The 24,269-nt window shown below is 72.3% G+C and carries 21 protein-coding genes and 1 pseudogene; 13 read left to right on the top strand and 9 right to left on the bottom strand.

Annotation, left to right across the window (positions count from 1 at the left end; translation table 11 throughout):
- Nucleotides 1-132: 132 nt before the first annotated feature.
- Nucleotides 133-1,170, bottom strand: coding sequence for an LPXTG cell wall anchor domain-containing protein (locus tag AB0C01_RS23695; RefSeq protein WP_357572137.1), 1,038 nt, complete (start codon nt 1,168-1,170; stop codon nt 133-135).
- Nucleotides 1,171-1,624: 454 nt separating this feature from the next.
- Here AB0C01_RS23695 and rsmD point away from each other — a divergent pair, with 454 nt between their 5' ends.
- The 9 genes and pseudogenes from rsmD to AB0C01_RS23650 all read left to right on the top strand — a co-directional run bounded on the left by rsmD (nt 1,625) and on the right by AB0C01_RS23650 (nt 9,657).
- Nucleotides 1,625-2,188 (top strand): 16S rRNA (guanine(966)-N(2))-methyltransferase RsmD, encoded by a 564-nt coding sequence (gene rsmD / locus AB0C01_RS23690; protein ID WP_357250491.1) that lies wholly within the window; start codon nt 1,625-1,627, stop codon nt 2,186-2,188.
- Nucleotides 2,185-2,667, top strand: coding sequence for a pantetheine-phosphate adenylyltransferase (gene coaD, locus AB0C01_RS23685; protein WP_357250488.1), 483 nt, complete (start codon nt 2,185-2,187; stop codon nt 2,665-2,667). The genes rsmD and coaD overlap by 4 nt, the downstream gene beginning before the upstream one ends.
- Before the next feature lie 299 nt (nt 2,668-2,966).
- Nucleotides 2,967-3,464 (top strand): hypothetical protein, encoded by a 498-nt coding sequence (locus AB0C01_RS23680; RefSeq protein WP_355391821.1) that lies wholly within the window; start codon nt 2,967-2,969, stop codon nt 3,462-3,464.
- A 110-nt stretch (nt 3,465-3,574) separates the two neighbouring features.
- On the top strand, nt 3,575-4,138 hold the full coding sequence (locus AB0C01_RS23675; RefSeq protein ID WP_110562455.1) for a YceD family protein: 564 nt from the start codon (nt 3,575-3,577) through the stop codon (nt 4,136-4,138).
- Nucleotides 4,139-4,143: 5 nt separating this feature from the next.
- Nucleotides 4,144-4,317: a 50S ribosomal protein L32 gene (gene rpmF / locus AB0C01_RS23670; RefSeq protein ID WP_252416735.1), complete on the top strand. Its 174-nt coding sequence runs from the start codon at nt 4,144-4,146 to the stop codon at nt 4,315-4,317.
- A gap of 114 nt (nt 4,318-4,431) precedes the next feature.
- A complete protein-coding gene (locus AB0C01_RS23665) occupies nt 4,432-5,418 on the top strand; it encodes a phosphate acyltransferase PlsX (protein ID WP_357250484.1) in 987 nt (328 codons plus the stop codon).
- Nucleotides 5,415-6,122: pseudogene (gene rnc / locus AB0C01_RS23660) on the top strand (ribonuclease III); the annotation flags it as partial. The gene AB0C01_RS23665 and the pseudogene rnc, both read left to right, overlap by 4 nt.
- A 235-nt stretch (nt 6,123-6,357) precedes the next feature.
- Nucleotides 6,358-7,215 (top strand): bifunctional DNA-formamidopyrimidine glycosylase/DNA-(apurinic or apyrimidinic site) lyase, encoded by an 858-nt coding sequence (gene mutM, locus AB0C01_RS23655; protein WP_357250480.1) that lies wholly within the window; start codon nt 6,358-6,360, stop codon nt 7,213-7,215.
- A gap of 222 nt (nt 7,216-7,437) precedes the next feature.
- Entirely contained in the window at nt 7,438-9,657 is a 2,220-nt protein-coding gene (locus tag AB0C01_RS23650) for an MMPL family transporter (protein ID WP_357572136.1), read from the top strand.
- Between the two features lie 48 nt (nt 9,658-9,705).
- Here AB0C01_RS23650 and AB0C01_RS23645 read toward each other — a convergent pair whose 3' ends face one another.
- Nucleotides 9,706-10,548 (bottom strand): endo alpha-1,4 polygalactosaminidase, encoded by an 843-nt coding sequence (locus AB0C01_RS23645; RefSeq protein WP_357250474.1) that lies wholly within the window; start codon nt 10,546-10,548, stop codon nt 9,706-9,708.
- Nucleotides 10,549-10,665: 117 nt separating this feature from the next.
- The gene (locus AB0C01_RS23640) at nt 10,666-11,916 is read right to left on the bottom strand and encodes a CAP domain-containing protein (RefSeq protein WP_357572135.1); all 1,251 of its coding nucleotides are present in this window, start codon (nt 11,914-11,916) and stop codon (nt 10,666-10,668) included.
- Nucleotides 11,917-12,289: 373 nt separating this feature from the next.
- Here AB0C01_RS23640 and AB0C01_RS23635 point away from each other — a divergent pair, with 373 nt between their 5' ends.
- From AB0C01_RS23635 to AB0C01_RS23625, 3 genes are all read left to right on the top strand, one after another.
- The gene (locus tag AB0C01_RS23635; protein WP_030487463.1) at nt 12,290-12,484 is read left to right on the top strand and encodes a hypothetical protein; all 195 of its coding nucleotides are present in this window, start codon (nt 12,290-12,292) and stop codon (nt 12,482-12,484) included.
- A 356-nt stretch (nt 12,485-12,840) separates the two neighbouring features.
- Nucleotides 12,841-16,455, top strand: coding sequence for a chromosome segregation protein SMC (smc, locus tag AB0C01_RS23630; protein WP_357250468.1), 3,615 nt, complete (start codon nt 12,841-12,843; stop codon nt 16,453-16,455).
- The gene (locus AB0C01_RS23625) at nt 16,455-17,075 is read left to right on the top strand and encodes an HAD-IA family hydrolase (RefSeq protein WP_357572134.1); all 621 of its coding nucleotides are present in this window, start codon (nt 16,455-16,457) and stop codon (nt 17,073-17,075) included. The genes smc and AB0C01_RS23625 overlap by 1 nt, the downstream gene beginning before the upstream one ends.
- 13 nt (nt 17,076-17,088) lie before the next feature.
- Here the strand turns inward: AB0C01_RS23625 and AB0C01_RS23620 are convergent, their stop codons facing one another.
- Complete coding sequence (locus AB0C01_RS23620; protein ID WP_357572133.1) at nt 17,089-18,039, bottom strand: superoxide dismutase; 951 nt, start codon at nt 18,037-18,039, stop codon at nt 17,089-17,091.
- A 76-nt stretch (nt 18,040-18,115) separates the two neighbouring features.
- Here AB0C01_RS23620 and AB0C01_RS23615 point away from each other — a divergent pair, with 76 nt between their 5' ends.
- Nucleotides 18,116-19,090 carry a winged helix-turn-helix domain-containing protein gene (locus tag AB0C01_RS23615; RefSeq protein ID WP_357250459.1) on the top strand — a complete coding sequence of 325 codons (975 nt, stop codon included), beginning with the start codon at nt 18,116-18,118 and terminating at the stop codon, nt 19,088-19,090.
- Nucleotides 19,091-19,102: 12 nt separating this feature from the next.
- Here AB0C01_RS23615 and AB0C01_RS23610 read toward each other — a convergent pair whose 3' ends face one another.
- The 5 genes from AB0C01_RS23610 to AB0C01_RS23590 form a co-directional block, all read right to left on the bottom strand.
- Nucleotides 19,103-19,633 carry a DinB family protein gene (locus AB0C01_RS23610; protein WP_357250456.1) on the bottom strand — a complete coding sequence of 177 codons (531 nt, stop codon included), beginning with the start codon at nt 19,631-19,633 and terminating at the stop codon, nt 19,103-19,105.
- A 42-nt stretch (nt 19,634-19,675) separates the two neighbouring features.
- Nucleotides 19,676-20,170, bottom strand: coding sequence for a universal stress protein (locus AB0C01_RS23605; protein WP_357250454.1), 495 nt, complete (start codon nt 20,168-20,170; stop codon nt 19,676-19,678).
- A gap of 9 nt (nt 20,171-20,179) precedes the next feature.
- Nucleotides 20,180-21,799, bottom strand: a complete 1,620-nt coding sequence (locus AB0C01_RS23600) for an MDR family MFS transporter (RefSeq protein WP_357572132.1) — start codon at nt 21,797-21,799, stop codon at nt 20,180-20,182.
- Between the two features lie 144 nt (nt 21,800-21,943).
- The gene (locus tag AB0C01_RS23595; RefSeq protein ID WP_357250448.1) at nt 21,944-22,384 is read right to left on the bottom strand and encodes a MarR family transcriptional regulator; all 441 of its coding nucleotides are present in this window, start codon (nt 22,382-22,384) and stop codon (nt 21,944-21,946) included.
- 10 nt (nt 22,385-22,394) lie between these two features.
- Nucleotides 22,395-24,122, bottom strand: coding sequence for an alkaline phosphatase D family protein (locus AB0C01_RS23590; RefSeq protein WP_357250445.1), 1,728 nt, complete (start codon nt 24,120-24,122; stop codon nt 22,395-22,397).
- Nucleotides 24,123-24,269: the final 147 nt, after the last annotated feature.

The following is a 24,269-nucleotide window of genomic DNA, read 5'->3' as shown; positions in this document are numbered from 1 at the left end:
CGCTCCCGGCCGCGCCCAGGCGGGCGGGTGGGGCGGCGGCCGGGCCGGCCGGGGGGTGTAGACCCACCCGCGGCCGGCGCGGGCCCCGGCCCGGCCCCCCCCGCCCTCAGTTGTTAGTCAGAGCGGGTTGTCTCAGGCGGTGAAGCGCACCCGACGACGACGCGCCATCACGAACAGACCAGCACCAACGGCGAGCAGCACCGCGGCACCAGCGATGATCCCGCCGGTCGCGGCACCGGTCAGCGGCAGCGCCGGCTCGTCCTTGTCGCCGCCACCCTGACCCGAGGTGCAGTCGGCCGGCTTGACCCACTTGACGGCGTCGGCCGGGTCGGCCTGCTCACCATCGACGCTGGGGGTGACGGTCAGCCCCTCGTACGCCTCGAAGGAGACCTCGGTCTTCTTGCCCGGGACCAGCTCGAGCTTCTTGACGACGTTCTTCTCCGAGGTCAGCACGACGGTCTCGGTGATGCCGCCAGCCGGGTTGTCGGCGGTGATGACCAGCACGTCACAGTCGAAGACGATCTCGAACACCGGAGCGTTGGGCTCCTCCGGCACCAGCGGGCCGGTGGGCTCGCTCGGCTGCGTGGTCGGCACCGGGCTGGTCGGGACCGGAGTGCTCGGCGTGGTGGTCGGCGTCGCGCTCGGCGTCACCGACGCGGTCGCGGACGGCGTGGCGCTCGGCGTCACCGACGGCGTCGCGCTCGGCGTCACGGTCGGCGTGGGGGTGGGCTTCGTCGGCGTCGGCGTCGGCGTCGGCGGCGTGGTGCAGTTCTTGCTCAGCTTCGCGGTGCCGGAGGCGGTGTTGGTGATGAGCTTGCCGTTCCGCGTCCACGTGGCGGTGACCTTCAGCTCGAGCTGCTTGCCCTTGGTGGTGAGCTGAGTGCCGGTCACCTTGCCGTTGGCCGCAATCTTGGTGCCCCCGCCGATGCCGCTGATGGTGGTGCCGGAGGGGCTCCACACCTCGGTGATGGTGGCTTCGAGGTCACGCTCGCTGTTCTCCACCTTCCACTCGACGCGGTGCACGCCGTCCGTGGTCTTGCAGGCGGTGCCGCTGATGGTGGTGTGGTGCGCGAGTGCCGGGCCGGCGAACGTCGCTGCGCCGGTGAGGCCGATCAGCGCGCCTGCGGCGATGGCCGCGACGCGCCGCATCGGAGACTTGGGGAGGTTCAACGCCTGCTCCTGGTGAGGGGTACGGATCGCGCGCGGGAGGTCGGGAGACGGGGCGACCGGTGGGTCGTCTGCTCACCGGGACGTCGCGCGACGCGGGGGTGCTCCCCGCGCTAAGCGGGGACAGAGGGTGACTGTACTGACGAGTCATGAATGAGGGGAGTTCTCATCATTGCCATCGGGCAATGTAATTGATTCGTGATCTTTGATGAACGGAAGGTCGTTGATTGATCACTGAGGACGAGTGGTGTGGTCGTTCGATCGGCCGCTCCGCAGTGGACCGAACGGTGCGGAGGGAGGTCACCGGGCCTTTCCGGCCCGACGGGCCACGTCAAGACCCCACCGAGGCGTCGGGCGGTCAGATCGGGGGGACAGCCACCGGCCCGGCGATACCGGCGGTGTCGGTCGAGGTCGGCGTCGACTCGCGTAGCGTCGCGGGCATGAACAGGAGGAGACGGTGACCCGGATCGTCGCCGGGACGCTCGGCGGGCGGCGGATCGCCGCACCCCCCGGCGCCGGCACCCGACCAACGTCCGACCGGGTCCGCGAGGCGCTGTTCAGCGCCGTCCAGGCCGAGGTCGACCTCGACGGCACCCGCTTCGCCGACCTGTACGCGGGCTCCGGCGCGGTCGGGCTGGAGGCGCTCTCCCGGGGCGCCCGGCACGTCCTGCTCGTCGAGTCCGACCCCCGGGCGGCCCGGGTGATCCGCGAGAACGTGGCGACCCTGCGCGCCGGCCCGGCCGTTCGCCTGGTCGCCGGGAAGGTGGCGACCGTGCTGGCCGCCGGTCCGGACGGCGGGCCGTACGACGTGGTCTTCGCCGACCCGCCGTACGCGGTGCCGGACGCGGAGATCACCTCGCTGTTGACGACGCTCGTCGATGGTGGCTGGCTGGTGCCCGACGCGCTGGTGGTGGTGGAGCGGTCCAGCCGTACCAGGCAGTTCGACTGGGTGGAGGGGATCACCCCCGAGCGCAGTCGCCGGTACGGCGAGACCACCCTTTGGTACGGTCGCCGATCATGAGACGTGCGGTCTGCCCCGGTTCGTTCGACCCGGTCACCAACGGACACCTCGACATCGTCGGGCGGGCCAGTCGGCTCTTCGACGAGGTGGTGGTTGGCGTCCTGGTGAACCAGTCGAAGAGTGGCCTGTTCTCCGTCGAGGAGCGGATCGACATGCTCCGCGAGGTGACCTCGTCGTACGGGAACGTGCGGGTCGAGTCGTTCCGCGGGTTGCTTGTCGACTTCTGCCGGGCACAGCAGGCGAGTGTGCTGATCAAGGGCCTGCGGGCGGTCAGCGACTTCGACTACGAGTTGCAGATGGCGCAGATGAACATCGGGCTGGCCGGCGTCGAGACCCTCTTCATGCCGACCAACCCGCTCTACTCGTTCCTCTCCTCCAGCCTGGTGAAGGACGTGGCGAAGTGGGGCGGCGACATCTCCGCCCACGTACCCGACCTGGTCCGTGAGGCCCTGCAGGCCCGCCTACGCCCAAACCCCTAACCACCCCACCCACCCCCGCCGCCACCCCACCCCCACCCGGGCGGCGATCTTGCACTTTCGGTCGCCGGATCGTGGTTGTTTGCGCCGATTGTCGCGGCAGAAAGTGCAAGATCGGCGGAGCGTGGGCGGGCGCGGGCGGGCGTGGGCGGGGGCGGCTTCGCGGGGTGGCGATGTCGCGACGCGCCGGATTGGGGCGGATGGGGCGTGTGTGGGGCCGGCACGACATGATTGATGACGCGGGGAACGGCCGTAGCCCGCATCATGGAGGTCGGCCGAGGAACGACAGGAGTGAGGTACCGGTGGACCCGCTCGATCGCATCGACGAACTGATCGCCATGGTGGAGCAGGCCCGCTCCGTCCCGATGTCGCGCAACAACTGCATGGTCGACCGGGGTGAGATGATCGCTGCCCTCGACGAGATGCGCGCCGATCTCCCTGCCGACCTGCGTCGCGCCGCAGCGCTCCTGGAGGAGCGCGACAAGATCATGGATGCCGGCAAGCGTGAGGCGGACCGGATCATCAGCGAGGGTGAGGCAGAACACGCCCGCCTGGTCTCGGTGAACGAGATCACCGTGTCGGCCGAGCACGAGGGTGCCCGGATCATCGCCGAGGCCCGGGCCGAGGCCCAGCGCCTGCGTGAGGAGGTCGACGACTACGTCGACACCGCGCTTGCCAACTTCGAGCAGTTCCTCACCCGGGCGCTGGCCTCGATCGAGCGAGGTAGGGACAAGATGCACGCCCTACGGGAGATCGGCACCTTCGGTGGGGATGAGGCGGATCGCCCGCTACCCTTCTGAGCGGCACCTCACCAGCCGACATTCTCACCCGGGTGTCGCCCCCGGTTCGACGGTCCGGTGGTCACCCAGGTAACCTTTTTTGTCGGCCTCTCACCGGCCGGAGTCTAACTATGCCCAAGCACTCGCCATCGACACTCAACCCCAGGTCGCCGCTGGTCCTCGACACGAGAGACCTGCCGCGCCGCCCTGGTGCGTTGCGTGAGGTCCAGCGGGTCGTGCCGGCACCGGCGGACCTCGGTGTGGAGTTGATCGGCGTGCCGGAGGGCGCGGACCTCGACCTCGATCTGAGGTTGCAGTCGGTGTCCGAGGGCGTGCTCGTCTCCGGGACCATCACCGGTCCCGTCCGGGGCGAGTGCGGCCGTTGCCTGCGCGAGATCAACGACTCGATGGGCGTGACGATCCAGGAGCTGTACGCGTACGAGGACAGCACCACGGACGCCACGACCGACGAGGACGAGGTGGGCCGGATGCAGGGCGATCTGATCGACCTGGAGCCGGCGCTGCGGGACGCGTTGGTGCTCACGCTGCCGACCAACCCGCTCTGCCGGGAGGACTGCCCAGGGTTGTGCCCCGAATGTGGGGCGCACTGGGACGATCTGCCGGCCGACCACAGTCACCAGCAGATCGACCCGCGTTGGGCGGGCCTGTCGCAACTGACCGTTACAGAGGAGTAAGAACCGTGGCCGTCCCGAAGCGCAAGATGTCGCGCAGCAACACCCGGTCCCGCCGGGCGAACTGGAAGGCGACGGTGGTCGCGACCATCGCGTGCCCGCAGTGCAAGTCCCCGAAGCTGCCGCACGCCGCCTGCTCCGTCTGCGGCACCTACAACGGCCGCCAGGTTCTCGAGGTCTGACCTGGACGCCGAGTGACGCCCCCGACCTCAGGTCGGGCGGCGCGCGCACCCTGGCATTCGCCCGGTGCCCCGGCTTCCTCCGACGCTGGCCGGCCCACTCCGGCCGGCGTTCCGATGGAGCCGGGCACCGCGCGGATCGCCGTTGACCTCCTCGGCGGGGACGACGCTCCCGCCGTCGTGGTTGACGGCGCTCTGCGGGCCATGCGCGCCGACCCTGACCTGCACCTGCTCCTCGTCGGCCCGGCCGAGGTCGCCGACGAGCTGATTGCTGCCCTCGATCCGCCGCAACGTACGCGGATCACGGTGCGGCCCGTCCGCGATGTCGTCGGCATGGCCGATCATCCCAGCGCCGCCCGTGCCGAGAGCACGGTCCGCGCCGCGGTCACCGCCGTGCGCGACGGGACCGCCGACGCCCTGGTCTCCGCCGGTGCCACCGGTGCCACCGTCACCGCCGCCGTGCTCGGCCTCGGCCGCTGGCCGGAGATCCGCCAACCCGCGCTCGCCGCGACCCTGCCCACCGTGGCCGGCCCGGTCGTGCTCCTCGACGTCGGCGGCTCGCTGGAACCCCGTCCGGCCACCCTGGCCCGCCACGCCGTGCTCGGCGCCGCGTACGCCGCCGTGGCGCACTCGATCGCCGCGCCGCGGGTCGGGCTGCTCTCGGTCGGCACCGAGGCCGGCAAGGGCGACCGGGTCCGTCGCGCCACCGACCCGTTGCTCGCCGTCGAGCCGCTGCCCGGTGGGGCGCGCTACGTCGGCCTGGTCGAGGGGTACGACGTGACCCTCGGCGCGCGCGTCGATGTCGTCGTCACCGACGGCTTCACCGGTAACGTGCTGCTCAAAGCCATCGAAGGCGCGTACGCGATGGCCGGTGGCCCGCCCGCGGAGGGCGGCGCGCCCCGCGCGGCCGCCCTGCTGGGCGTCGCGGGGACGGTGGTCGTCTGCCACGGTTCCGCCCGCGCCGACGATGTCGCCTCCGGCATCGCCCTCGCCGCCCACCTGTGGCGGCGGCGCGCCACCGATCTGGTCTCGGCGTTGCTCGACGGCGACGCCGCGATGAACCGCACCGACCGCTCCACCGACACCGAGGTACGCACATCATGAGCAACGACAAGCGGCGGCGGGCGTCCGTCGGTCATCTGGAAGCCGCGTTCGGCGTGAGCCTGGAACCCGAGCTGCTGGAGCGCGCCCTGACCCACCGCTCGTACGCGTACGAGAACGGCGGGCTGCCCACCAACGAGCGGCTGGAGTTCCTCGGCGACTCGGTGCTCGGCGTGGTGATCACCACCGCGCTCTTCCACAACCACCCGGACCTGCCCGAGGGGCAGTTGGCCAAGCTGCGGGCCAGCGTGGTCAACATGCGGGCGCTCGCCGACGTGGCGCGTGGCCTGGGCCCGGACGGCCTCGGCGCGTACCTGCTGCTCGGCAAGGGCGAGGAGACCACAGGTGGCCGGGACAAGGCGAGCATCCTCGCCGACACGCTCGAAGCGCTGCTCGGGGCGATCTACCTCCAGTACGGGTTGGACACCACCGGGATCGTCATCCACCGGCTCTTCGACCCGTTGATGGCCGAGTCGGCCGGTCGGGGCGCCGCACTGGACTGGAAGACGAGCCTCCAGGAGCTGACGGCGGCGCTCGGGCTCGGCGTCCCGGAGTATCGGATCGAGGGCACCGGCCCGGATCACCTCAAGACGTTCACCGCCTGGGTGGTGGTGGCCGGCAACCGGTACGGCGGCGCCGAGGGGCGCAGCAAGAAGGAAGCCGAGCAGCGGGCCGCCGAGGCCGCGTGGCGGACGCTCGCCGAGCAGAACGGCCAGGCCGGCGACGACGGCCAGGACGGCGACGACGGCCAGGACGGCGACGACGGTCGGACCGGCGACGATGGTCGGGGCCAGCTGATCGACCCGGACGGTTCGGCCGACCGGGATGAGCCGTTCGGGCCGCTGGAACGCGCCGGGCGGGCTGCCCAGGCCGAGCAGGCCGACCACCTGGCGCAGGCCCTGCCGGCCGGGGGTGCCGACGGCCACGAGACGGGCCTGCGGCGTGCCTGAGTTACCCGAGGTGGAGACCGTCCGGCAGGGGTTGGCCCAGTGGGTCATCGGCCGTCGGATCGCGTCGGTCGAGGTCCGTCACCCGCGCGCCGTGCGCCGGCACGTCCCCGGCGGCGTGCACTTCGCCGACGTGCTCGCCGGCCGGACCGTGCTGGACGTCCGCCGTCGCGGCAAGTACCTGTGGCTGCCACTGGACAGCGGCGACGCGATCATCGGGCACCTCGGGATGTCCGGTCAGCTGTTGCTCCAGCCACCCGGCACCGCCGACGAGACCCATCTGCGGGTCCGGTTCCGGTTCACCGACGACGGGCCGGAGTTGCGCTTCGTCGACCAGCGCACGTTCGGCGGGCTCTCGGTGAGCGAGGGCGGCGCCGAGTTGCCCGACGAGATCGCGCACATCGCCCGCGACCCGATGGACCCGGAGTTCTCCGACGCGGAGTTCGTCGCCGCGCTACGCCGCCGGCACACCGAGGTGAAGCGGGCACTGCTCGACCAGACCCTGATCTCCGGGGTGGGCAACATCTACGCCGACGAGGCGCTGTGGCGGGCCGGGCTGCACGGCGGCCGACCCACCGACGCGCTGACCGGGCCGGCCGCGCAGCGCCTGCTCGGCCACGTCCGCGACGTGCTCGCCGAGGCGATCAACGTGGGCGGCACCAGCTTCGACGCCCTCTACGTCAACGTCAACGGTGAGAGTGGCTACTTCGACCGCGAACTCAACGCCTACGGTCGCGAGGGCGAGCCGTGCCGGCGGTGCGGAGCGCCGATCCGCCGCGAGGCGTTCATGAACCGATCCTCGTACAGTTGCCCGCGCTGCCAGCCGCGGCCCCGGGGATCCCTTCGGGGATGACCCGGAGTCGGCTCCGGGTCGGCACCGGCGGGTCGCGGTCGGACCCCCCGGGCCGCACCCCGGTGTACGCCCGAATCGGCGTCTGATGCCCCTCTGGTGAGCCAATCGCCCTCAGTGTGACGGCTCCGGGGCGGGCCAGGGCCGTTCCCCGATGTGACCGCCTCGTCACGCACCTAACGTCAGCACCGTTGACAGGGGGTTGACGTGACAGGGGGACCCGAGATGGGGAGAAGACCGGTGACGGTGCGGCTGGCGCGGTGGAGCGCCGAGCACCCGTGGCGGGCGATCGCACTGTGGGTCGTGTTCGTGGCGGTGTGCTTCGTGGGTGGCAGCGCCGCCGGCCTCAACGAGGCCACCAGCGCCGACGAGGGGATCGGCGAGGTGGGGCGGGCCGGCCTGATCGTGGACGCCGGAAACTTCGACGATCCGGCAGTGGACAACGTGCTCATCACCGCGCGGGACGGCGCGCTGGACCCGGCGGCGGCGAAGGCGGCGGCCGACGACGCGGCAGCCCGGCTGCGTACGGTCACCGGGGTCGCCGAGGTGGGGAAGCCGGTCACCGCCCGGGACGGTTCGGCGCTGCTGCTGCCGATCACCATGTCCGGCGACCCGGAGACCGCCTCGGATCGGGTCCAGCCGCTGCGCGACGCCACCGCCGCCGTGCAGGGCGCGCACCCACAGGTGCGTGTCGAGCAGGTCGGCGGGCCGTCGATCGAGCAGGCGCTCGACGACACCCTGGGCAAGGACTTCAAGCGCGCCGAACTGCTCAGCCTGCCGGTCACCCTGGCCATCCTGATCATCGCGTTCGGCGCGTTGATCGCGGCCAGCGTCCCGGTGCTGCTGGCGCTCTCCTCGGTCGCCGCCGCGATGGGCCTGTCCACGCTCGCCTCGCACCTGGTGCCGGCCACCGACACCACGGCACCGGTGATCCTGCTGATCGGCATGGCGGTGGGGGTCGACTACTCACTGTTCTACATCCGCCGGGAGCGGGAGGAACGGGCCAAGGGCCGCTCCGGCCTGGACGCGGTGGAGATCGCCGCGGAGACCTCCGGGCACGCCGTGGTGGTCTCCGGCATTGCCGTGATCATCGCGATGGCCGGGCTGCTGCTCGCCGGTGACGTGGTCTTCTCTTCCCTGGCCGTCGGCTCGATCCTGGTGGTCGCCGTCGCCGTGATCGGTTCGCTGACCGTGCTGCCCGCCCTGCTGGCCAGGCTCGGCCGCTGGGTCGACCGGCCTCGGGTGCCGCTGCTCTGGCGGCTGACCGCTCCGCGCACCGACCGGCACGGCGAGCCCCGCAAGCCCCGGCTCTGGCCGGCGCTGCTTCGGCCGGCGCTACGCGCTCCGGTGGTGACGCTCGTCATCTCGGTCGGTCTGCTGCTCGCACTGGCCGCGCCGGCGCTCGGTATGAAGCTGAAGTTCCCCGGCTCGGAGGACCTGCCGCGCACCACCCCGGCCATGCAGGCGTACGACCGGCTCACCGCCGCGTTCCCGAGCAACGGCACCAATCACGTGGTGGCCGTCAAGGCACCGGCCGAGCAGGCCGACCGGGTCCACGCCGCGCTCACCGACCTGGCCACCCGGGCCGCCGGGGATCCGCTGTTCGCGCCGGCCGATGCGGACGGCCCGAAGATCGAGGTGTCGGCCGACCGGCGGGTGTCGGTGCTCGACGTCGCCACCCCGTACACCAGTCGGGACGACCGGTCGGTGCAGTCGTTGGACAAGCTGCGCGGGGACCTGGTCCCGGCTGAGCTGCGGGGCATCCCCGGAATCGAGTACGCGGTCGGCGGCGGCGTGGCCGAGAATGTGGACTACGCGGCCCACGTCCGGGACAAGTTGCCGCTGGTGATGGGCTTCGTGCTGGTGTTGACGTTCCTGGTGATGGTGTTCACCTTCCGATCGGTGGTGGTCGCGGCCAGTTCGATCGCGCTGAACCTGCTCTCCGTCGGCGCCGCGTACGGGCTGCTGGTGCTGGTCTTCCAGCGCGAGTGGGCCGAGGGACTGCTCGGTTTCACCTCGATGGGCGCGATCGTGTCCTGGCTGCCGCTGTTCCTCTTCGTGGTGCTCTTCGGCCTCTCGATGGACTACCACGTGTTCGTGGTCAGTCGGATCCGCGAGGGGATCCGGGCCGGCATGCCCAACCGCGACGCCGTGTCGTACGGGATCACCTCGTCGGCCGGGGTGGTGACCAGCGCGGCGATCGTGATGGTCGGCGTGTTCTCGATCTTCGCCACGCTGAGCACGATCGACATGAAGCAGCTCGGGATCGGTCTGGCGGCGGCGATCCTGCTGGACGCCACGATCATCCGGGGAGTGGTGCTGCCAGCGTTGATGACCATGCTCGGCGATGCCAACTGGTGGGCCCCGCGTTTCCTGCGCACCCGTCCGGCGGCCGCCCCGGCCGACCCGCCGGCCGCCACCCCGGAGCTGGTGCCGGTGTCCTGAACCAGGCGCTGGTGGCCGGGCTGCGTCGGCGGCCCGGCCACCGCCGTGTCAGGGCAGGGGGCAGGCTTCCCGCCAGGCGTCCAACTGACGGTCCTTGCGGATCGACGCGAAGCCGTAGCCGACGGTGGTGACGCAGAACTCGTCGGTCGAGCTGGCGTACTCCACGTGGAAGACCGGTTTGCCGGCGTCGACGAACGGCAGCAGCTTGGCGCACTGGCCCAGCCGGACACACTCCTCGTTGACGACGAAGTCGAAGTCCGGAGCCAGTGCGGCGAGCTGGGGCACGTCGTTGACCAGCCCGGGGGAGAGGCTCAGTGAGCGGGCCAGCTCGGCGAGTCGGCGGTTGAACAGCAGCTGGTCGTCGAAGTCGAGGGGGAAACCGGTGCGGGACGCGTACCCGTCGGCGTCGGCGAGCGCCACCGCGCCGAAGCCCTTGCCCCGGCAGAGTCGAAAACGGTCGGCCAGCACCGGCTCGAGCGCGTCCCAGCTCCGTACGTCCAGCCACCGGCTGCCGGGCCGACGCCCGGTCGAGCCCTGGACGATGTCCGGGAACCGGCTGGCGTCCGGGTCGGCGGTGCCGACCGACCCGACGTGCACCTGGCAGATCAGCCGGCGGTCCCGGGACCGCAGTTCGGCGGTCTGCGCGGCGGTGGTGACCACCGGGTCGAGCAGGAAGACGTCCGATTCCACAGCCGGGTCGAGCGGGCCGCTGAGTTGCCACTGCCACTGCCAGGTGCGGGCCGACGCGGCCGGCCACGGGGTGGGCGCGCCGGGCGGGGTCAGCTCGGGTCGGCATCCGTACGCCGGCACCACGAGGACGAGTGCGACGCCGGCCGACAGGACGCGGCGCAGTGGGCGTACGGCGACGCGTCGCCGCGGCCGGATCCGCATCGGCAGCTCCCGGGTCCCGGACGGCCCGTCGCCGCCCGCACCGGTACGCCGCCCCCACGCTCCGGCCCGGCGTACCTCACCGGGTCAAACGAGCGCGGGGGCGCGAACGACGCGCGGTCAGCGCGGCGCCGCGAAGACCTGGGTCCAGTACGGCCCGTTGCTGGTGGCGATCCCGACGCCGATCTCGGTGAACGCGCAGTTCAGAATGTTGGCCCGGTGACCGGAGCTGTTCATCCAGGCGTCCATCACCGCAGCCGGGGTCTGCTGGTTCCAGGCCACGTTCTCGCCGTACGTGCGCCAGGCGTAGCCGACCCGGTCCAGCCGCGTGCCGGCGTTGCTGCCGTCGCTGCCGGTGTGCGACATGTTCTTGTGGTCGGCCTGGTCCTGGCTGTGCTTCTGGGCGGCGGTCATCAACTTGTCGTCGATGCTCAGTGCCCCACAGCCGGCCTTGGCGCGCTCGGCGTTGACCAGGTCCACCACCTCACGGGCCTGGGCGCTGACAGTGCCGCTCGGCTCGCTCGGCCCGCCGGAGCCGCTCGAACCGTTGCTCGTGGCCGGCGCGCTGGTGCGCGGCGCGCCACGCCGTGACGCGGCGGTGGTACGCGACGCCTCCGGGGTGGGCCTGACGACTCTGCTCGGCGTCGGGCTCGGTGGGGTCGGGCTGGGCGTGCTGGTCGGGGACGGCGCCGCCAGGGTGTCGAGAGTCGGCTCCTCGGTCGGCGCCGTCGACGGGGCGAAGGTGTCGTCGACGGCCGTCGGCCGGCTGGCCCCGTCGTCACCGCCGGGTAGTCCGACCGCGCCGACGCCGAGACTCACCACGAGGGTGGCCGCCGCGGCGGCCCCACCGATCATCAGCGGCCGTCGCCAACGGCGGCGGGAGCGGTGTCGTCCCTCACTGGGCCGGTCGGTGCCGGCGGGCCAGTCACCAGTCGTCTCCGGGCCGGGGTCGGGCCGCCAACCACCAGTCGTCTCCGGGCCGGCGTCACCGTGCCAGCCATGGCTGGCCGGTCCGGCGGGGCTGCCGCCGTGCCAGGAGTCGGCGGTCGCCCCGCTCGGGCTGCCGTCGCGCCAGGCGTCGGTGGCCGGCCCGCCGCCGTGCCAGCCCTCGGCCGGGTCGTGCTCCGGGCGCTGGTCCGGCCAGGCGGCCGTCTGAGCGTCGGCCGGCCCACCGGAGGTCTCGGGGTCCGCCTGCCAGTCGGTCGGGGGCTGCTCCCGGTGCCACCCGTCGCCGGGCTGGTTCGGGTCGTCACCGAACAGGTAGGCCGAGCGGGGCTCCGGACGGTCGTGCAGCCAGGTCGGCTCGTCGGTCGGCCGCTCGGCGCGCCGGGAGGCGCCGTTCGGGTCCATCGGGTCGGTCCAGCCGTACACGCCTATGCCTCCACGGGTCGGTTGCGGGCCGGGGTGACGCTACGGCGCGCCCGCGACCTGCGGCAACGTGGCTAAGGAAGAGTTAAGGGGAACTCGGACGCCAGGGTGCGGAATTCCGTGGATCCGGGCGTACAGTAAAGGCGTCCGGACAGAGAGTGTCCGTGCCATTGCGGCAGCCCCCCGACAAGTGGACAGGTCGACGTAGAGATGATCTACGGCCTGCGAGAACTTGACGAAGGAGGGGTTTGCGGCTCAATATATAGGTGTCGCCAGTCGCGCCCGGTCATGCCCAGATACAGCCTGGAATGACAGCCGCGTACAAATGGGCGCGCGTTGGTCCGGCCTTTCCGGCAGCGCATATCAAGGAGTCAGCATGGCGAAGGCCCTCTACGGCCACGTAGGTGCAGCGCCCGACCGGCGTCTGCTCGACGAGGTCACCCGACTGCGTTCCAGGGTTCAGGCACTGGAGTTCGAGATCACCCGGTTGCGTGCCGACAATGATCGGCTCGCGGCGGCCGCGGCGGAGGCAGACGATCTGCTCCGTCTGGCCGAGCCGGCGCTGACCTGATCTCTGCGTCGCAAAACTGAATCGCACTCTCGCAAAATGCGCGCCGACACCTGTGTGCCGGCGCGCAACACTGTCCGGCCCCTTTCGGCGCCAACTATTTATGATCTTGTGGCCGGTTCCGCCCTTACCGCGTCCCCGGTATCCGAATAGCACGCCCAGCGATAAGCGATCATGAACGGTCCTCGTCCCTGTCGTGATCGACACAACAACGGCGGACCCACGTCTCGCGCCCGGGCCGCACGCGGCCCGGGGCGGGTCGCGTGCCCGACCGCTCCCACCACCGGGTTAGTCTGCGAGTTCACCCAGGTCCCCACAGCCGGCGACGGTACGGCGGCCCCCGGACGAGGATCGAGAAGGTGTATCTCAAGAGCCTGACGGTGAAGGGCTTCAAATCCTTCGCCTCCGCCACGACGTTGAAGCTGGAGCCCGGGATCACCTGCGTGGTGGGCCCGAACGGCTCCGGCAAGTCCAACGTCGTCGACGCCATCGCCTGGGTGCTCGGCGAGCAGGGCGCCAAGGCGCTGCGGGGCGGCAAGATGGAGGACGTCATCTTCGCCGGCACCGCCGGCCGCGCGCCGCTGGGCCGTGCCGAGGTCACCCTCACCATCGACAACACCGACGGCGCGCTGCCGATCGAGTACACCGAGGTCTCCATCACCCGCCGGATGTTCCGCTCCGGCGAGAGCGAGTACGAGATCAACGGCAACACCTGTCGGTTGCTCGACATCCAGGAGCTGCTGTCCGACTCCGGCATCGGCCGGGAGATGCACATCATCGTCGGGCAGGGCCGCCTCGACGGCATGCTGCACGCCAAGCCGGAGGACCGTCGCTCGTTCATCGAGGAGGCGGCCGGCGTCCTCAAGCACCGCAAGCGCAAGGAAAAGGCGCTGCGCAAGCTCGACGCGATGCAGACCAACCTCAACCGCCTCACCGACCTCACCGCCGAGCTGCGCCGCCAGCTCAAGCCGCTGGGCCGCCAGGCCGAGGTGGCCCGCCGGGCGGCCGCCATCCAGGCCAACCTGCGCGACGCCCGGCTGCGCCTGCTCGCCGACGACCTGGCCACCCTGCGGAACACCCTGGACCGGGAGATCGCCGACGAGACGGCGCTGCGGGAGCGGCGTGAGCAGATCGAGGGCGAGCACGTGGAGGTGCAGGGCCGGCTCGGCGAGCTGGAGGCCGCCCTCGCGGAGGACGCTCCGCTGCTCGCCGCCGCCCAGGACACCTGGTACAAGCTGTCCGCCCTCCAGGAGCGCTTCCGCTCGATCGAGCAGTTGGCCCGGGAGCGGCTGCGGCACCTCAGCGCCAGCGGCGACGACGAACGGCCCGGCCGCGACCCGGACCAGCTGGAGGCCGAGGCGGAACGCGTCCGCGAGCAGGAGGAGGAGCTGCGCGCGGCGCTCACCGACGACCAGATCCGCCTGGCCGAGGCGGTCGAGCACCGCCAGGAGCTGGAACGGCAGCTCGCCGCCGCCGAGCGGGAGCTGGTCGCCGCGGCCAAGGCCATCGCCGACCGGCGCGAGGGGATGGCCCGGCTCACCGGTCAGGTCAACTCGGCCCGCGCCCGCACGACAAGCGCCGGCGAGGAGATCGAACGGCTCGCCGTCGCGCACGCCGACGCTCTGGGGCGCGCCGAGCAGGCACAGGCCGACCTGGACGCGGTGGCCGCCCAGTCCACCGAGGCCGACCGGGACAACGCGGACCTGGACGCCCGGCACGCCGAGGCGGTCGCCGTGCAGGAGCGGGCGCAGGCCACCGTGCGATCGCTCGCCGACGCCGAACGGACGGCGGAGAAGGACGCCGCCACCTGGAAGGCCCGGGAGGAGGCGCTCGCCCTGGGGCTGCGGCGCAAGGACGGCGCCGGGGCGTTGCTCGCCCGCGCCGACGACGTGCCCGGCCTGCTCGGCAGCCTCGCCGGGCTGCTCACCGTCGCGCCCGGCCACGAGGCGGCGCTGGCCGCGGCGCTCGGCGGTCTCGCCGACGCGGTAGCCGTCAGCGGGGTGGACGAGGCCGTCGAGGCGATGCGGCTGCTGAAGATCTCCGACGCCGGCCGGGCCGGTCTGCTCGTCGGCAGCCCGGCGGGACCCGGCATGACCGGCTCCGCCGACACACTGCGCCCGAAGCTGCCCGACGCGGCCAGGTGGGCCCCGGACCTGGTGGAGTGCGGCGAGGAGCTGCGCCCGGCGGTGCACCGGGCACTGCGGGACGTGGCGCTCGTCGACGATCTCGCCGCCGCGGCCGACCTGGTCGCCAGCAACCCTGAACTGCGGGCGGTCACCCCGGACGGTGACGTGGTCGGGGCGTACGCGGCGGCCGGTGGGTCGGCCAAGGCCCCCAGCTACATCGAGGTGCAGGCGGCCGTCGAGGAGGCCCGCAGCAACCGGCTCACCGCCGAGCGCGGTGGCGCGGAACTGCGTGACCAACTCGTCGAGGCGCGCGCCGAGGTGGCCGCCGCCAAGGAGGCCGTACAGCACGCCGCCGCCGAGAAGCGCGAGGCCGAGAGCCACCGCAACGCCGCCGCCCGGCGGTTGGCCGAGCTGGGCGCGGCGGCCCGCTCGGCGAAGGCGGAGACCGACCGGCTCGGCGAGTCCCACTCCCGCGCCGAGGCGGCCCGGCAGCGGGACCTCACCGCGCTCGCCGAGCTGGAGGAACGGCTGCGGCTGGCCGAGGAGACCCCGGTCGACGCCGAGCCGTCCAGCGAGGAACGCGACCAACTCGCCGCCATGGTGCCGCAGGCCCGGCAGAACGAGATGGAGGTCCGGCTCGCCGTGCGTACCGCCGAGGAGCGGGTCTCCTCGATCGCCGGCCGGGCCGACTCGCTGACCCGGCAGGCCACCGCGGAGCGGGCCGCCCGCGAACGCGCCGCGGCCCGGCGGGCCGCGCGCACCCGGGGCGCGGGCATCGCCCGCGCCGTCGCCGGAGGCGCCCGCGAGGCGCTCACCCGCCTCACCACCTCGATCGCGACGGCCGAGGAACACCGGGACGCCGTCGCCCGGGAACGCGCCGCCCGGGAGGCGGAGCTGCAGGAGGTACGCGGGGCAGCCAAGCGGCTCGGCGCGGAGCTGGAGCGGCTGACCAGCCAGGTGCACCGCGACGAGGTGGCCCGCGCGGAGCAGCGGCTGCGCATCGAGCAGTTGGAGGCGAAGGCCGCCGAGGACTTCGGGTTGGACGTGGAGACGCTCGTCGCCGAGTACGGCCCCACCCAGCCCGTACCGCCGACCCAGGTGGACGTGGCGGCTGCCGAGCGCGACGGCCTGCCGGTGCCCGAGCCGGTGCGCTACGAGCGGCCGGTGCAGGAGAAGCGGGCCGCCAAGGCGGAACGCGAACTGGCCCTGCTCGGCAAGGTCAACCCGCTCGCGCTGGAGGAGTTCGCCGCGCTGGAGGAGCGCTTCAAGTTCCTCTCCGAGCAGTTGGAGGACCTCAAGGCAACCCGGCGGGACCTGCTCACCGTGGTCAAGGACGTGGACGAGCGGATCCTGGAGGTCTTCGCCAGTGCCTTCGAGGACACCGCCCGGGAGTTCGAGCAGGTGTTCACCGTGCTCTTCCCCGGCGGCGAGGGCCGACTGATCCTCACCGACCCCGACGACCTGCTCACCACCGGTGTCGAGGTGGAGGCCCGCCCACCGGGCAAGAAGATCAAGCGGCTGTCCCTGCTCTCCGGTGGCGAGCGGTCGCTGACCGCGGTGGCCATGCTGGTGGCGATCTTCCGCGCCCGGCCCAGCCCGTTCTACATCATGGACGAGGTGGAGGCGGCCCTGGACGACGTGAACCTGGGCCGGTTGATCACATTGCTGGCACAGTTGCGGGAGAAGAGTCAGCTGATCGTCATCACGCACCAGAAGCGGACGATGGAGATCGCCGACGCGCTCTACGGAGTGACCATGCGCAGCGGGGTCACCCAGGTGATCAGCCAACGGCTCAACCGGGCCGACGAGGACGACCAGCGGCACCGCCGCGGCGAGGAGAACGGGTAGTGGCTCGGGAACGCGCGACGGCGCTCCTGCTGGACTTCGACGGCGTACTGCGCCGGTGGGATCCGGCGGTGGCCGCCGTTGTCGAGCGGGAGTACGGCCTCTCCGAGGGGGTGCTCGGTGAGATCGCCATGCAGTGGGGGCGGCTCCAGCCGGTGCTCACCGGCCAGGTCAGCCACGCCGAGTGGATGAGCAGTGTGGCGGACGCCCTGACCGAGTCGGTGGGCAGCCCGGAACGGGCCCGCGCCGCTGTCGAGCAGTGGCAGGGCTACCGGGGCGAGGTCGACCAGGAGGTGCTGGCGTTCGTCCGGGAGGTCCGCGCGGCCGGCATCCGGGTCGGGCTGGGCACCAACGCCACCGACCTGCTCGACGCCGACCTGGCCGCGCTGGGCCTGGTCGGGGAGCTGGACGTGGTGGTCAATTCTTCCACGATCGGCGTGCACAAGCCGGCCCCGGAGTACTTCCAGGCCGCCTGCGTGGCCCTGGCCACCCCGCCGGCCCGGGTCCTCTTCGTCGACGACGAGGACTGGGCCGTGCGGGGCGCCCGCGCCGCCGGGCTGTCGGCGCACCGCTGGGGCGGCCACGCCGACCTGCGGTACCTGCGGGCGGCCCTGGACTACTGAGCCGGACCGCCGCTCAGCCCAGGCCGGGGACCTCGGTCACCGTGAACGGTGGTGCCGGCGCGGTCGCGTTGAGCTGGCTGTTGACCCAGAGCAGCCGGTCGCGGTCGCGGGCCAGGGTGGTCGGGGACTGCTCCAGGCCGGCGGTGCGGGACTGGCGGACCACCCGGGCGGCCCGAAGGTCACCGTCCAGCACCGCCAGGTTCACCGCGAAGCGGTACCCGTCAGCGGGGTCCGGGAAGTTGACCACACCGTAGAGGCGGTTGCCCTCCAGCAGCAGCCCGTCGGCACCGAGCTGTCCACCCGACACGGCGACCTCGCTGGCCGTGGCGTCGGCGAGGTCGATGCGCCAGAGACGTTCGGTGCCCGGCGCGCCGGTGCCCTGGTCGGCGACGAGCGCGACCCGATCGTCGGCGCCGGCGACGATGCCGTTGAGAAAGCCCGGGGCGGTCGGGAAGTCGGACGGCCGCAGCCACGGTTCGAGTGGACCGACGCGCTCACCGTCCAGCGTGGCCCGCCAGATCGTGCCGCCGGCCGAGTCGGTCACGTACGCGGCGTGGTCGGTGATCACCAGGTCGTTGAGAGCCGCACCGGTCACCGCGCTCCGCTTCGCCAGCAGGCGGCCGTCCGGGTCGTACACGAAGAGGGTCGCGGTGTCGTAACCGGCCACGAAGAGCCGGCCGGCGCGATCGACGTGGACCCCGGCGGCGTGGGCCCGCCCGTCCGAGCCCGCGGGGAGGAACGGACGCAGCCGCTGGTGCCGGACGTCGCCGCGGTAGACGGCCCCGGTGGCGAGGCTGGTGACGTACATGGTGCCGGCGCGGGTGACGGCGATGCCCTCGGGCAACACGCCCGGTTCGCGGGAGACGACGTACGTGTCGGGTTGCGCGTCAGCGGCGCGCGCCGGGGTGCCTGAGGTGCCGGCGAGCACGACCACGCTGGTGGCCAGGACAAGGAAGGTGTGCATGGAACGAGGATCCGATCCGGTGGCAGCCTGCTCCATGCCCTTTCAGGCAGGGCCGAAGGGTGGCTAGCGTCGGCTCATGCTGACGTTGCAGCTCACCGCGACGGACCTGAGCCGCACCGTCCTGCGCTCCGACCCCGCGGTGCTGCTGGAACTCGGGGCGGCCGGTCAGCGGCTGTTCGAGGCCGCACCGGAACACCTCACGGCCTGGCGGGCACGCACCCGGGCGGCGCTGCGTCCGGAGATGCGGCCGTACCTCGACCTGTGCCGGCGGCCCGGGTGGTTTCCGGACTTCCTCACCCCGCCAAGCCTCGGCGGCGACCTGCCGGCCGCCCTGGACGAGGTGCTGGCCACCCCGACGGCGACGCTGGCGGCGGAGCTACGACCCCGGATCGTCGCCGGCGACCTGCCGGCCCGGGTCGGTGCTCTCGCCTCTGGTGACACAGCCGCCCGGCGGCGACTCCGCGTGGCGATGCGGGCGTTCCACCAGATCGCGGTCGCGCCATACCAGCAGACGATCACCGCGGCGGTTCACGGCGACCGGACCGTGCGGGCACACGCCATGGTGGACAGTGGGATCGACCGCGTCCTACGCGACCTGAGCCCGTACCTGTTCTGGAAGCCGTACGGCGAGCGGTACGAGTTGTCGTACGAGTGTGGATTCGCCGACGGGATCGCCCTGGCGCCGGCCGGCCGGGGCGTCACCCTGGTGCCGTCGTACCTGCTGCCCCGGCCCTGCGTGCTGGACGACCCGACCGGCCCGCTGGTGCTGGCCTATCCGATCCGTCCCACCGCCCAGCGGGCGCTGGTGAGCAGCAAACCCCTGGCCGACCTGCTCGGGCGGACCCGGGCGGCGGTGCTGGGCGCGATCGCCGACGGCCCGAGCACCTCACAGCTGGCCCGGACGGTCGGCGTCTCCCTCGCCTCGGCCAGCCAGCACGCCTCCGTCCTCCGGTCGGCCGGGCTGGTCACCACCCACCGGGCGGGGCCGGCGGTACGGCACACGCTCACCCCGCTGGGCGAGCACCTGCTCCGCGCCGGGCACCCCGGGTGACGGGACCGCTGGTCAGTCGCCGGTGACGCCGTCGATGCGTTCCCGGATCAGGTCGGCGTGACCGTTGTGCCGGGCGTACTCCTCGATCATGTGCACGTACGCCCAGCGCAGGTTGAAGGTGGGGGTGCCGTCGTGGCGGGTCAGCGTGAACGTCTCGTCCAGGGACCGGCCGGCGGTCGCCGCCCGGGCCGCGTCGACCTCGGCGCGGAAGGCGGCGAAGGCGGCCTCCGGGTCGGCGTCGGCCGCGGCGTGGAACTCGGCGTCGTTGTCGGCGTCGAAGTCGTAGAGGTCGGGCAGGTCCTGACCGGCGAAGCGCTGGCGGAACCAGGACCGCTCGACCTCGGTCATGTGCAGGACCAACCCGAGCAGGCTCAGGCCGGACGGCTCGACACTCGCCGTGCGTAGCTGCTCGGCGGTCAGGCCGGCGCACTTGTGCAGCAGGGTGTCGCGGTGGTAGTCGAGCCAGCCTTCCAGCATGGTGCGCTCGTCAGCGACGAGGGGCTCGTGGGTGCGGTCGATCTCCGGTGCCGTCCATGTCGTCATCGGGCCATCCTGGGGCTCGGGTACGACAGTCGCGACAGGTTTTCAGGGCACCACGACGACGGGCCAGCGGCCGGCGCGGACCAGACGGGTGGCGACCGAGCCGACCAGCCGGTGACCGGCCTGCTCGGACGCCCCCACCACCACCATGTCGGCCTGGAACTCGTCGGCCGCCGCGCACAACTCGCCGTACGCGTCGCCGCGCCGGGACAGGAAGGTCACCGGAATGCCCCACTGCTCGGCCGCTCGCCGGCACTCGCGGCGCAACTCGTCGGCCACCTCGTCCTGGGAGCGCTGGATCGCGCTGGCGTCCATCCCGGGCACGAGGGAGGTGAACCCGCTCGCCGCGCTGACGAAGACCACCACCAGGGCGGCACCCTGCCGGCGGGCCAGGCCGGCCGCGTAGGCGCCGGCCCGCTCGGAGGTACGGGTGCCGTCCACGCCCACCATGATCACCCGCGGGCCGTCGGTGCCGCGTTCGAACGGCAGCGGGCGGGTCCGGGGGCCGTACTCCTCGCGGTCCGGTGCTCCCACGCTCATGGCTCTACCTCACCTCTGCTCGCCGGTGCGGACCACGGCGGCGCCCGCGCCGGCTGCGACTGTCGATTCCCGCTCGACCTCGTCGGAAACCGGGTTGCCGTTGTGCTGCCGCAGCGGCACCTCCTTGATGAAGGCCACCGCGATCAGCGCGATCAGCGCGAAGGGGGCGGCGGCGAGGAAGATGTCACCGGCGCCGTGGCCGTACGCGCTCTCCACCACGGCACGCAGCGGGCCGGGCAGGGTGTGCACGTCGGGCAGGGTGCCGCCGCTACCGGAGCTGGACGCGGGGATGCCGAGCTGGGACAGCCCGTCGGCGGTGTAGTCCTTGACCTTGTGGGCGAGTACCGCGCCGAGGGCGGAGACGCCGATCGCGCCACCGAGGCTGCGGAAGAACGCCACCACCGAGCTGGCCGCGCCGAGTTCGTGCGGGCCGACGGTGTTCTGCACGGCGAGGACCAGGTTCTGCATGGTCAGGCCCAGGCCGACGCCGATGAGCGCCATGTAGACGCTGAGCAGGGTGAAGTTGGTGTCCGCGCGGAGGGTGCCCATCAGCGCGAAGCCGATGGTGAGCAGCGCCGAGCCGGCCACCAGGAACCGCTTCCAGCGGCCGGTCTTGGTGATGATCCGCCCGCCCACGGTGGAGGCCACCAACAGGCCGAGGATCATCGGCAGGGTCATCAGACCCGACATGGTCGGGCTCTGCCCGCGGCTGATCTGGAAGTACTGGCCCAGGAAGATCGACGCGCCGAACATGCCGACACCGACCGCGATGCTGGCCACGACGGCGAGGGTGATGGTGCGGTTGCGGAACAGCCGCGGCGGGATCATCGGCTCGGCGGCCCGGGTCTCCACCCGGACGGCGAGGGCACCGAGGGCGAGCGCGCCGACGACCATGACGGCGGTCTGCCAGGAGGCCCAGGCGAACTGGTCACCGGCGAGGGAGACCCAGATCAGCAGGACCGAGACGGCCGCGGTGATCAGGGTGGCGCCCCACCAGTCGATCTGCGCCTTCCGCTTGACCACCGGCAGGTGCAGGGTCTTCTGGAGCACGATCAGGGCGACGATGGCGAACGGCACGCCGACGTAGAAGCACCAGCGCCAGCCGAGCCAGGAGGTGTCGACGATCACGCCGCCGATCAGCGGACCGCCGATGGTGCCGACGGCCATCACGGCGCCGAGGTAGCCGCTGTAGCGGCCCCGCTCGCGCGGCGCGATCATCGTGGCCATGATCACCTGAGCCAGCGCGGTGAGGCCGCCGGCGCCGACGCCCTGGAGCACCCGGCAGGCGATCAGCTCGCCGGTGCCCTGCGCGAGGCCGGCCAGCACCGAACCCAGCACGTAGATGCCCAGGGCCAGTTGCACGAGGGTCTTCTTGCTGGTCAGGTCGGCGAGCTTGCCCCAGATCGGGGTGGTCGCGGTGGTCGCGAGCAGGGCCGAGGTCACCACCCAGGTGTACGCGGACTGGCCGCCGTGCAGTTCGGTGATGATCCGCGGCAGCGCGTTCGAGATGACCGTGGAGGAGAGGATCGCGACGAACAGGCCCAGCAGCAGGCCGGAGAGTGCCTCCAGGATCTGCCGGTGGGTCATGGTCACGGCGGTCGCCTGGGGCGGCGCTGTCGCCTGGCTCATCGTTGTTGCCTCCGAACGGAGTCGAGGTGGAGCGGCGGCGGGTGGTGCGCATGGGCCGCCTGAGAGTTGCCTGAAGCAACCGTATGCCTTGGTTGCCTGAAGCAACAACTTGGTGGACCGGCACCATATTCCCCGCCGAGCGGGCTACTGCCAGGAGTCGTTGAACCGGCCGAGCAGCCGGGCGAACTCCTCGACGTCCCGGCTCGGCCAGCCGTCCAGCGCCCGCAGGAACTCACCCAACCGGGCCGCACGGGCGACGTCGAACCGCCGCTGACCCTCCTCGGTGAGGCGGATCTGCGCGGCCCGCCGGTCGCTCGGATCGGGGTCGCGGTGGACCAGCCCGAGGGCCTCCAGGGCGTTGATCTGCCGGCTGAGTGTGCCCTTGCCCACGCCGAGCCGCGACGCCAGCTCGGTCAACCGGATCGACCCACTGCGCCGCAACCAGAGCAGCAGCCCGTAGGTGTTCGGCTCCAGATTCGGGTGCACCTCCCGGGCGATCTCCCAGGAAACCGCCCGCCCACGACGCAGCAGAGCGGTCAACTCGTGCTCGACCGCCCGGATCGGCTCCGGCAGGTGCTCATCCACGGCGTAGAGACTACGGCGCGGTCGGCTCGCCGCTACCGGAGAGTCGACGTCGCATCACCGGGCGTAGGTGCCCGTCCTTGGTGGTGCCCTCGATGACCACGTCCGCGCCACGCCCCTGATGGGTGAGCGTGGCGACGGCGTTGCCGAAGTAGGGGCCGGCCAACTTGCGCCAGCGCACACCAGGCCGCCGTACGCCCGCCGAGCGGGCCAACGCCCGGGTGGCACCGGCCGGGCCGGCCGACCAGCCCAACCGCATCAGCGGACGGATGCCGGCCGGCACCTGGTTGTGGATCGGCGAGCAGGTGAGTTGGTGCACGGGTGTGACCACCGCGGGGTCGAAGAACCGGGCCCGAGCCACGTACGAGTGGTGCACGTCCCCGGAGAGCACGCTTATCGACGCCGGAGGGGCGTACGCCGGGCCGGCACCGACCCGTGCGCCGGACTGCCTCGGGGTGCCGGTGCCGATCCGGGCGAAGGTCTCCGTGAGCGCCTCGAAGGAGCGCCGGAACGCCGCCCAGTGCTCCAGGTCCAGGGCGCGGCGCAGCTTCTCCGCCCCGCGGGCCACCCAGGGGCGACGCGAGTCCGCCAGCTTCTCGTTCCACGCCTCGATGTGGTGGATGCCCTGCGGAAGCAGCCAGGGCAGCGACGCGCCGACCACCAGGTGGTCGTAGATCCCGTGCGCCTGGTCGAGGAACCAGGACCACTCGCCGGGCGGCAACATGGCCCGGCTGCCCGGGTCGAGCACCCGGCTGCACCTGTTGTCCAGCATGACCAACCGGGTCCGGCCCAGGTCCAGTGCGTAACTCCACTGGTACTGCACCGCGCGCCAGCGCTCGGTGTCGTGCGCCAGGTCCGACTCCTGGTCGACCCGGTGCCCGAACTCACGCAACACACCTGTTGCGTCCTCGGCGGCGACGACCTTGGCGTAGACCGGGTCGGCGGTGATCTCGTCCGGGGACAGGTTGCCCAGGTGCTGGTAGACCCAGTACGAGGCGAGTCCGCTGCCGATCCGCTCCTGCCACCACGGCTGCTCGCGCACCTCCGCACGCCAGGCCGCCGAGGTGTTCCAGTCGTCGATGATCTCGTGATCGTCGAAGATCATCACGCTCGGCACGGTGGAGAGCAGCCACCGAATCTCCGGATCGCGCCAGGACTCCAGGTAGAGCTTGGTGTACTCGTCGAAGCTCACCACCTGGTCGGCCGGGGCGCCCTTCGGCCGCCGCCGCCGCCGACGCAGCAACCGGCGCACCGTGGGCGAGGTGACGTCGGCGTAGACCTGGTCACCGAGCAGCACCAGCAGGTCGGGCAGCGGGTTCGACTCCGGGTCGGCCATCAACCGCCGGGCGTACGCGTCGAGCGCGTCCGGCGGCAGCTTCCGGGTGGTGGCGTGCTGGGTGGTCTCCCGGCACGAGCCGAAGATCAGGTTGACCGGCTGGTCCCGGTCGTCGGCGGCCCGGGTGCGGATCACGCTCGGCGGGAAGCCGCTGCTCGGCACCGGCCAGACCAGCTCGTCGTCGACGAGCACCTCGTAGGTGGTCGCGCTGTCCGGGGTGAGCCCCTCCACCACCACCAGCGCGTAGTGGTGCTCGTACGCCGAGAAGGTGGGCTGGGTGCCGGTGGCGCCGTCGGCGGTGCGGACGGTGACCACGGCGGGCCCCGCCGTCTCCACCCAGATGGTGGCGCGGGTGTCCACGACTCGCCGCAGGAGGGGGCCGATGAGGAGGTGTGCGGCGGACATGCGGCCGAGCCTACCGCCGGTTCCGGGCACGGGCCGGATGCGGTGGCGGAGACCGCGAGCACCGCTCAACCGTGCGGTGGCGGAGACTCCCGGCCCGCTCGGGGGTGCGGTGGCTGGGACGCCGTCGTCGCCATCTGACAGGATTCC

Origin of the sequence: Micromonospora sp. NPDC048905, from assembly GCF_040649655.1 — a bacterium.
GTDB lineage: Bacteria > Actinomycetota > Actinomycetes > Mycobacteriales > Micromonosporaceae > Micromonospora.
The sequence above is the reverse complement of the archived record's forward strand: the minus strand, read 5'-3'. Positions and strand labels throughout refer to the sequence as shown.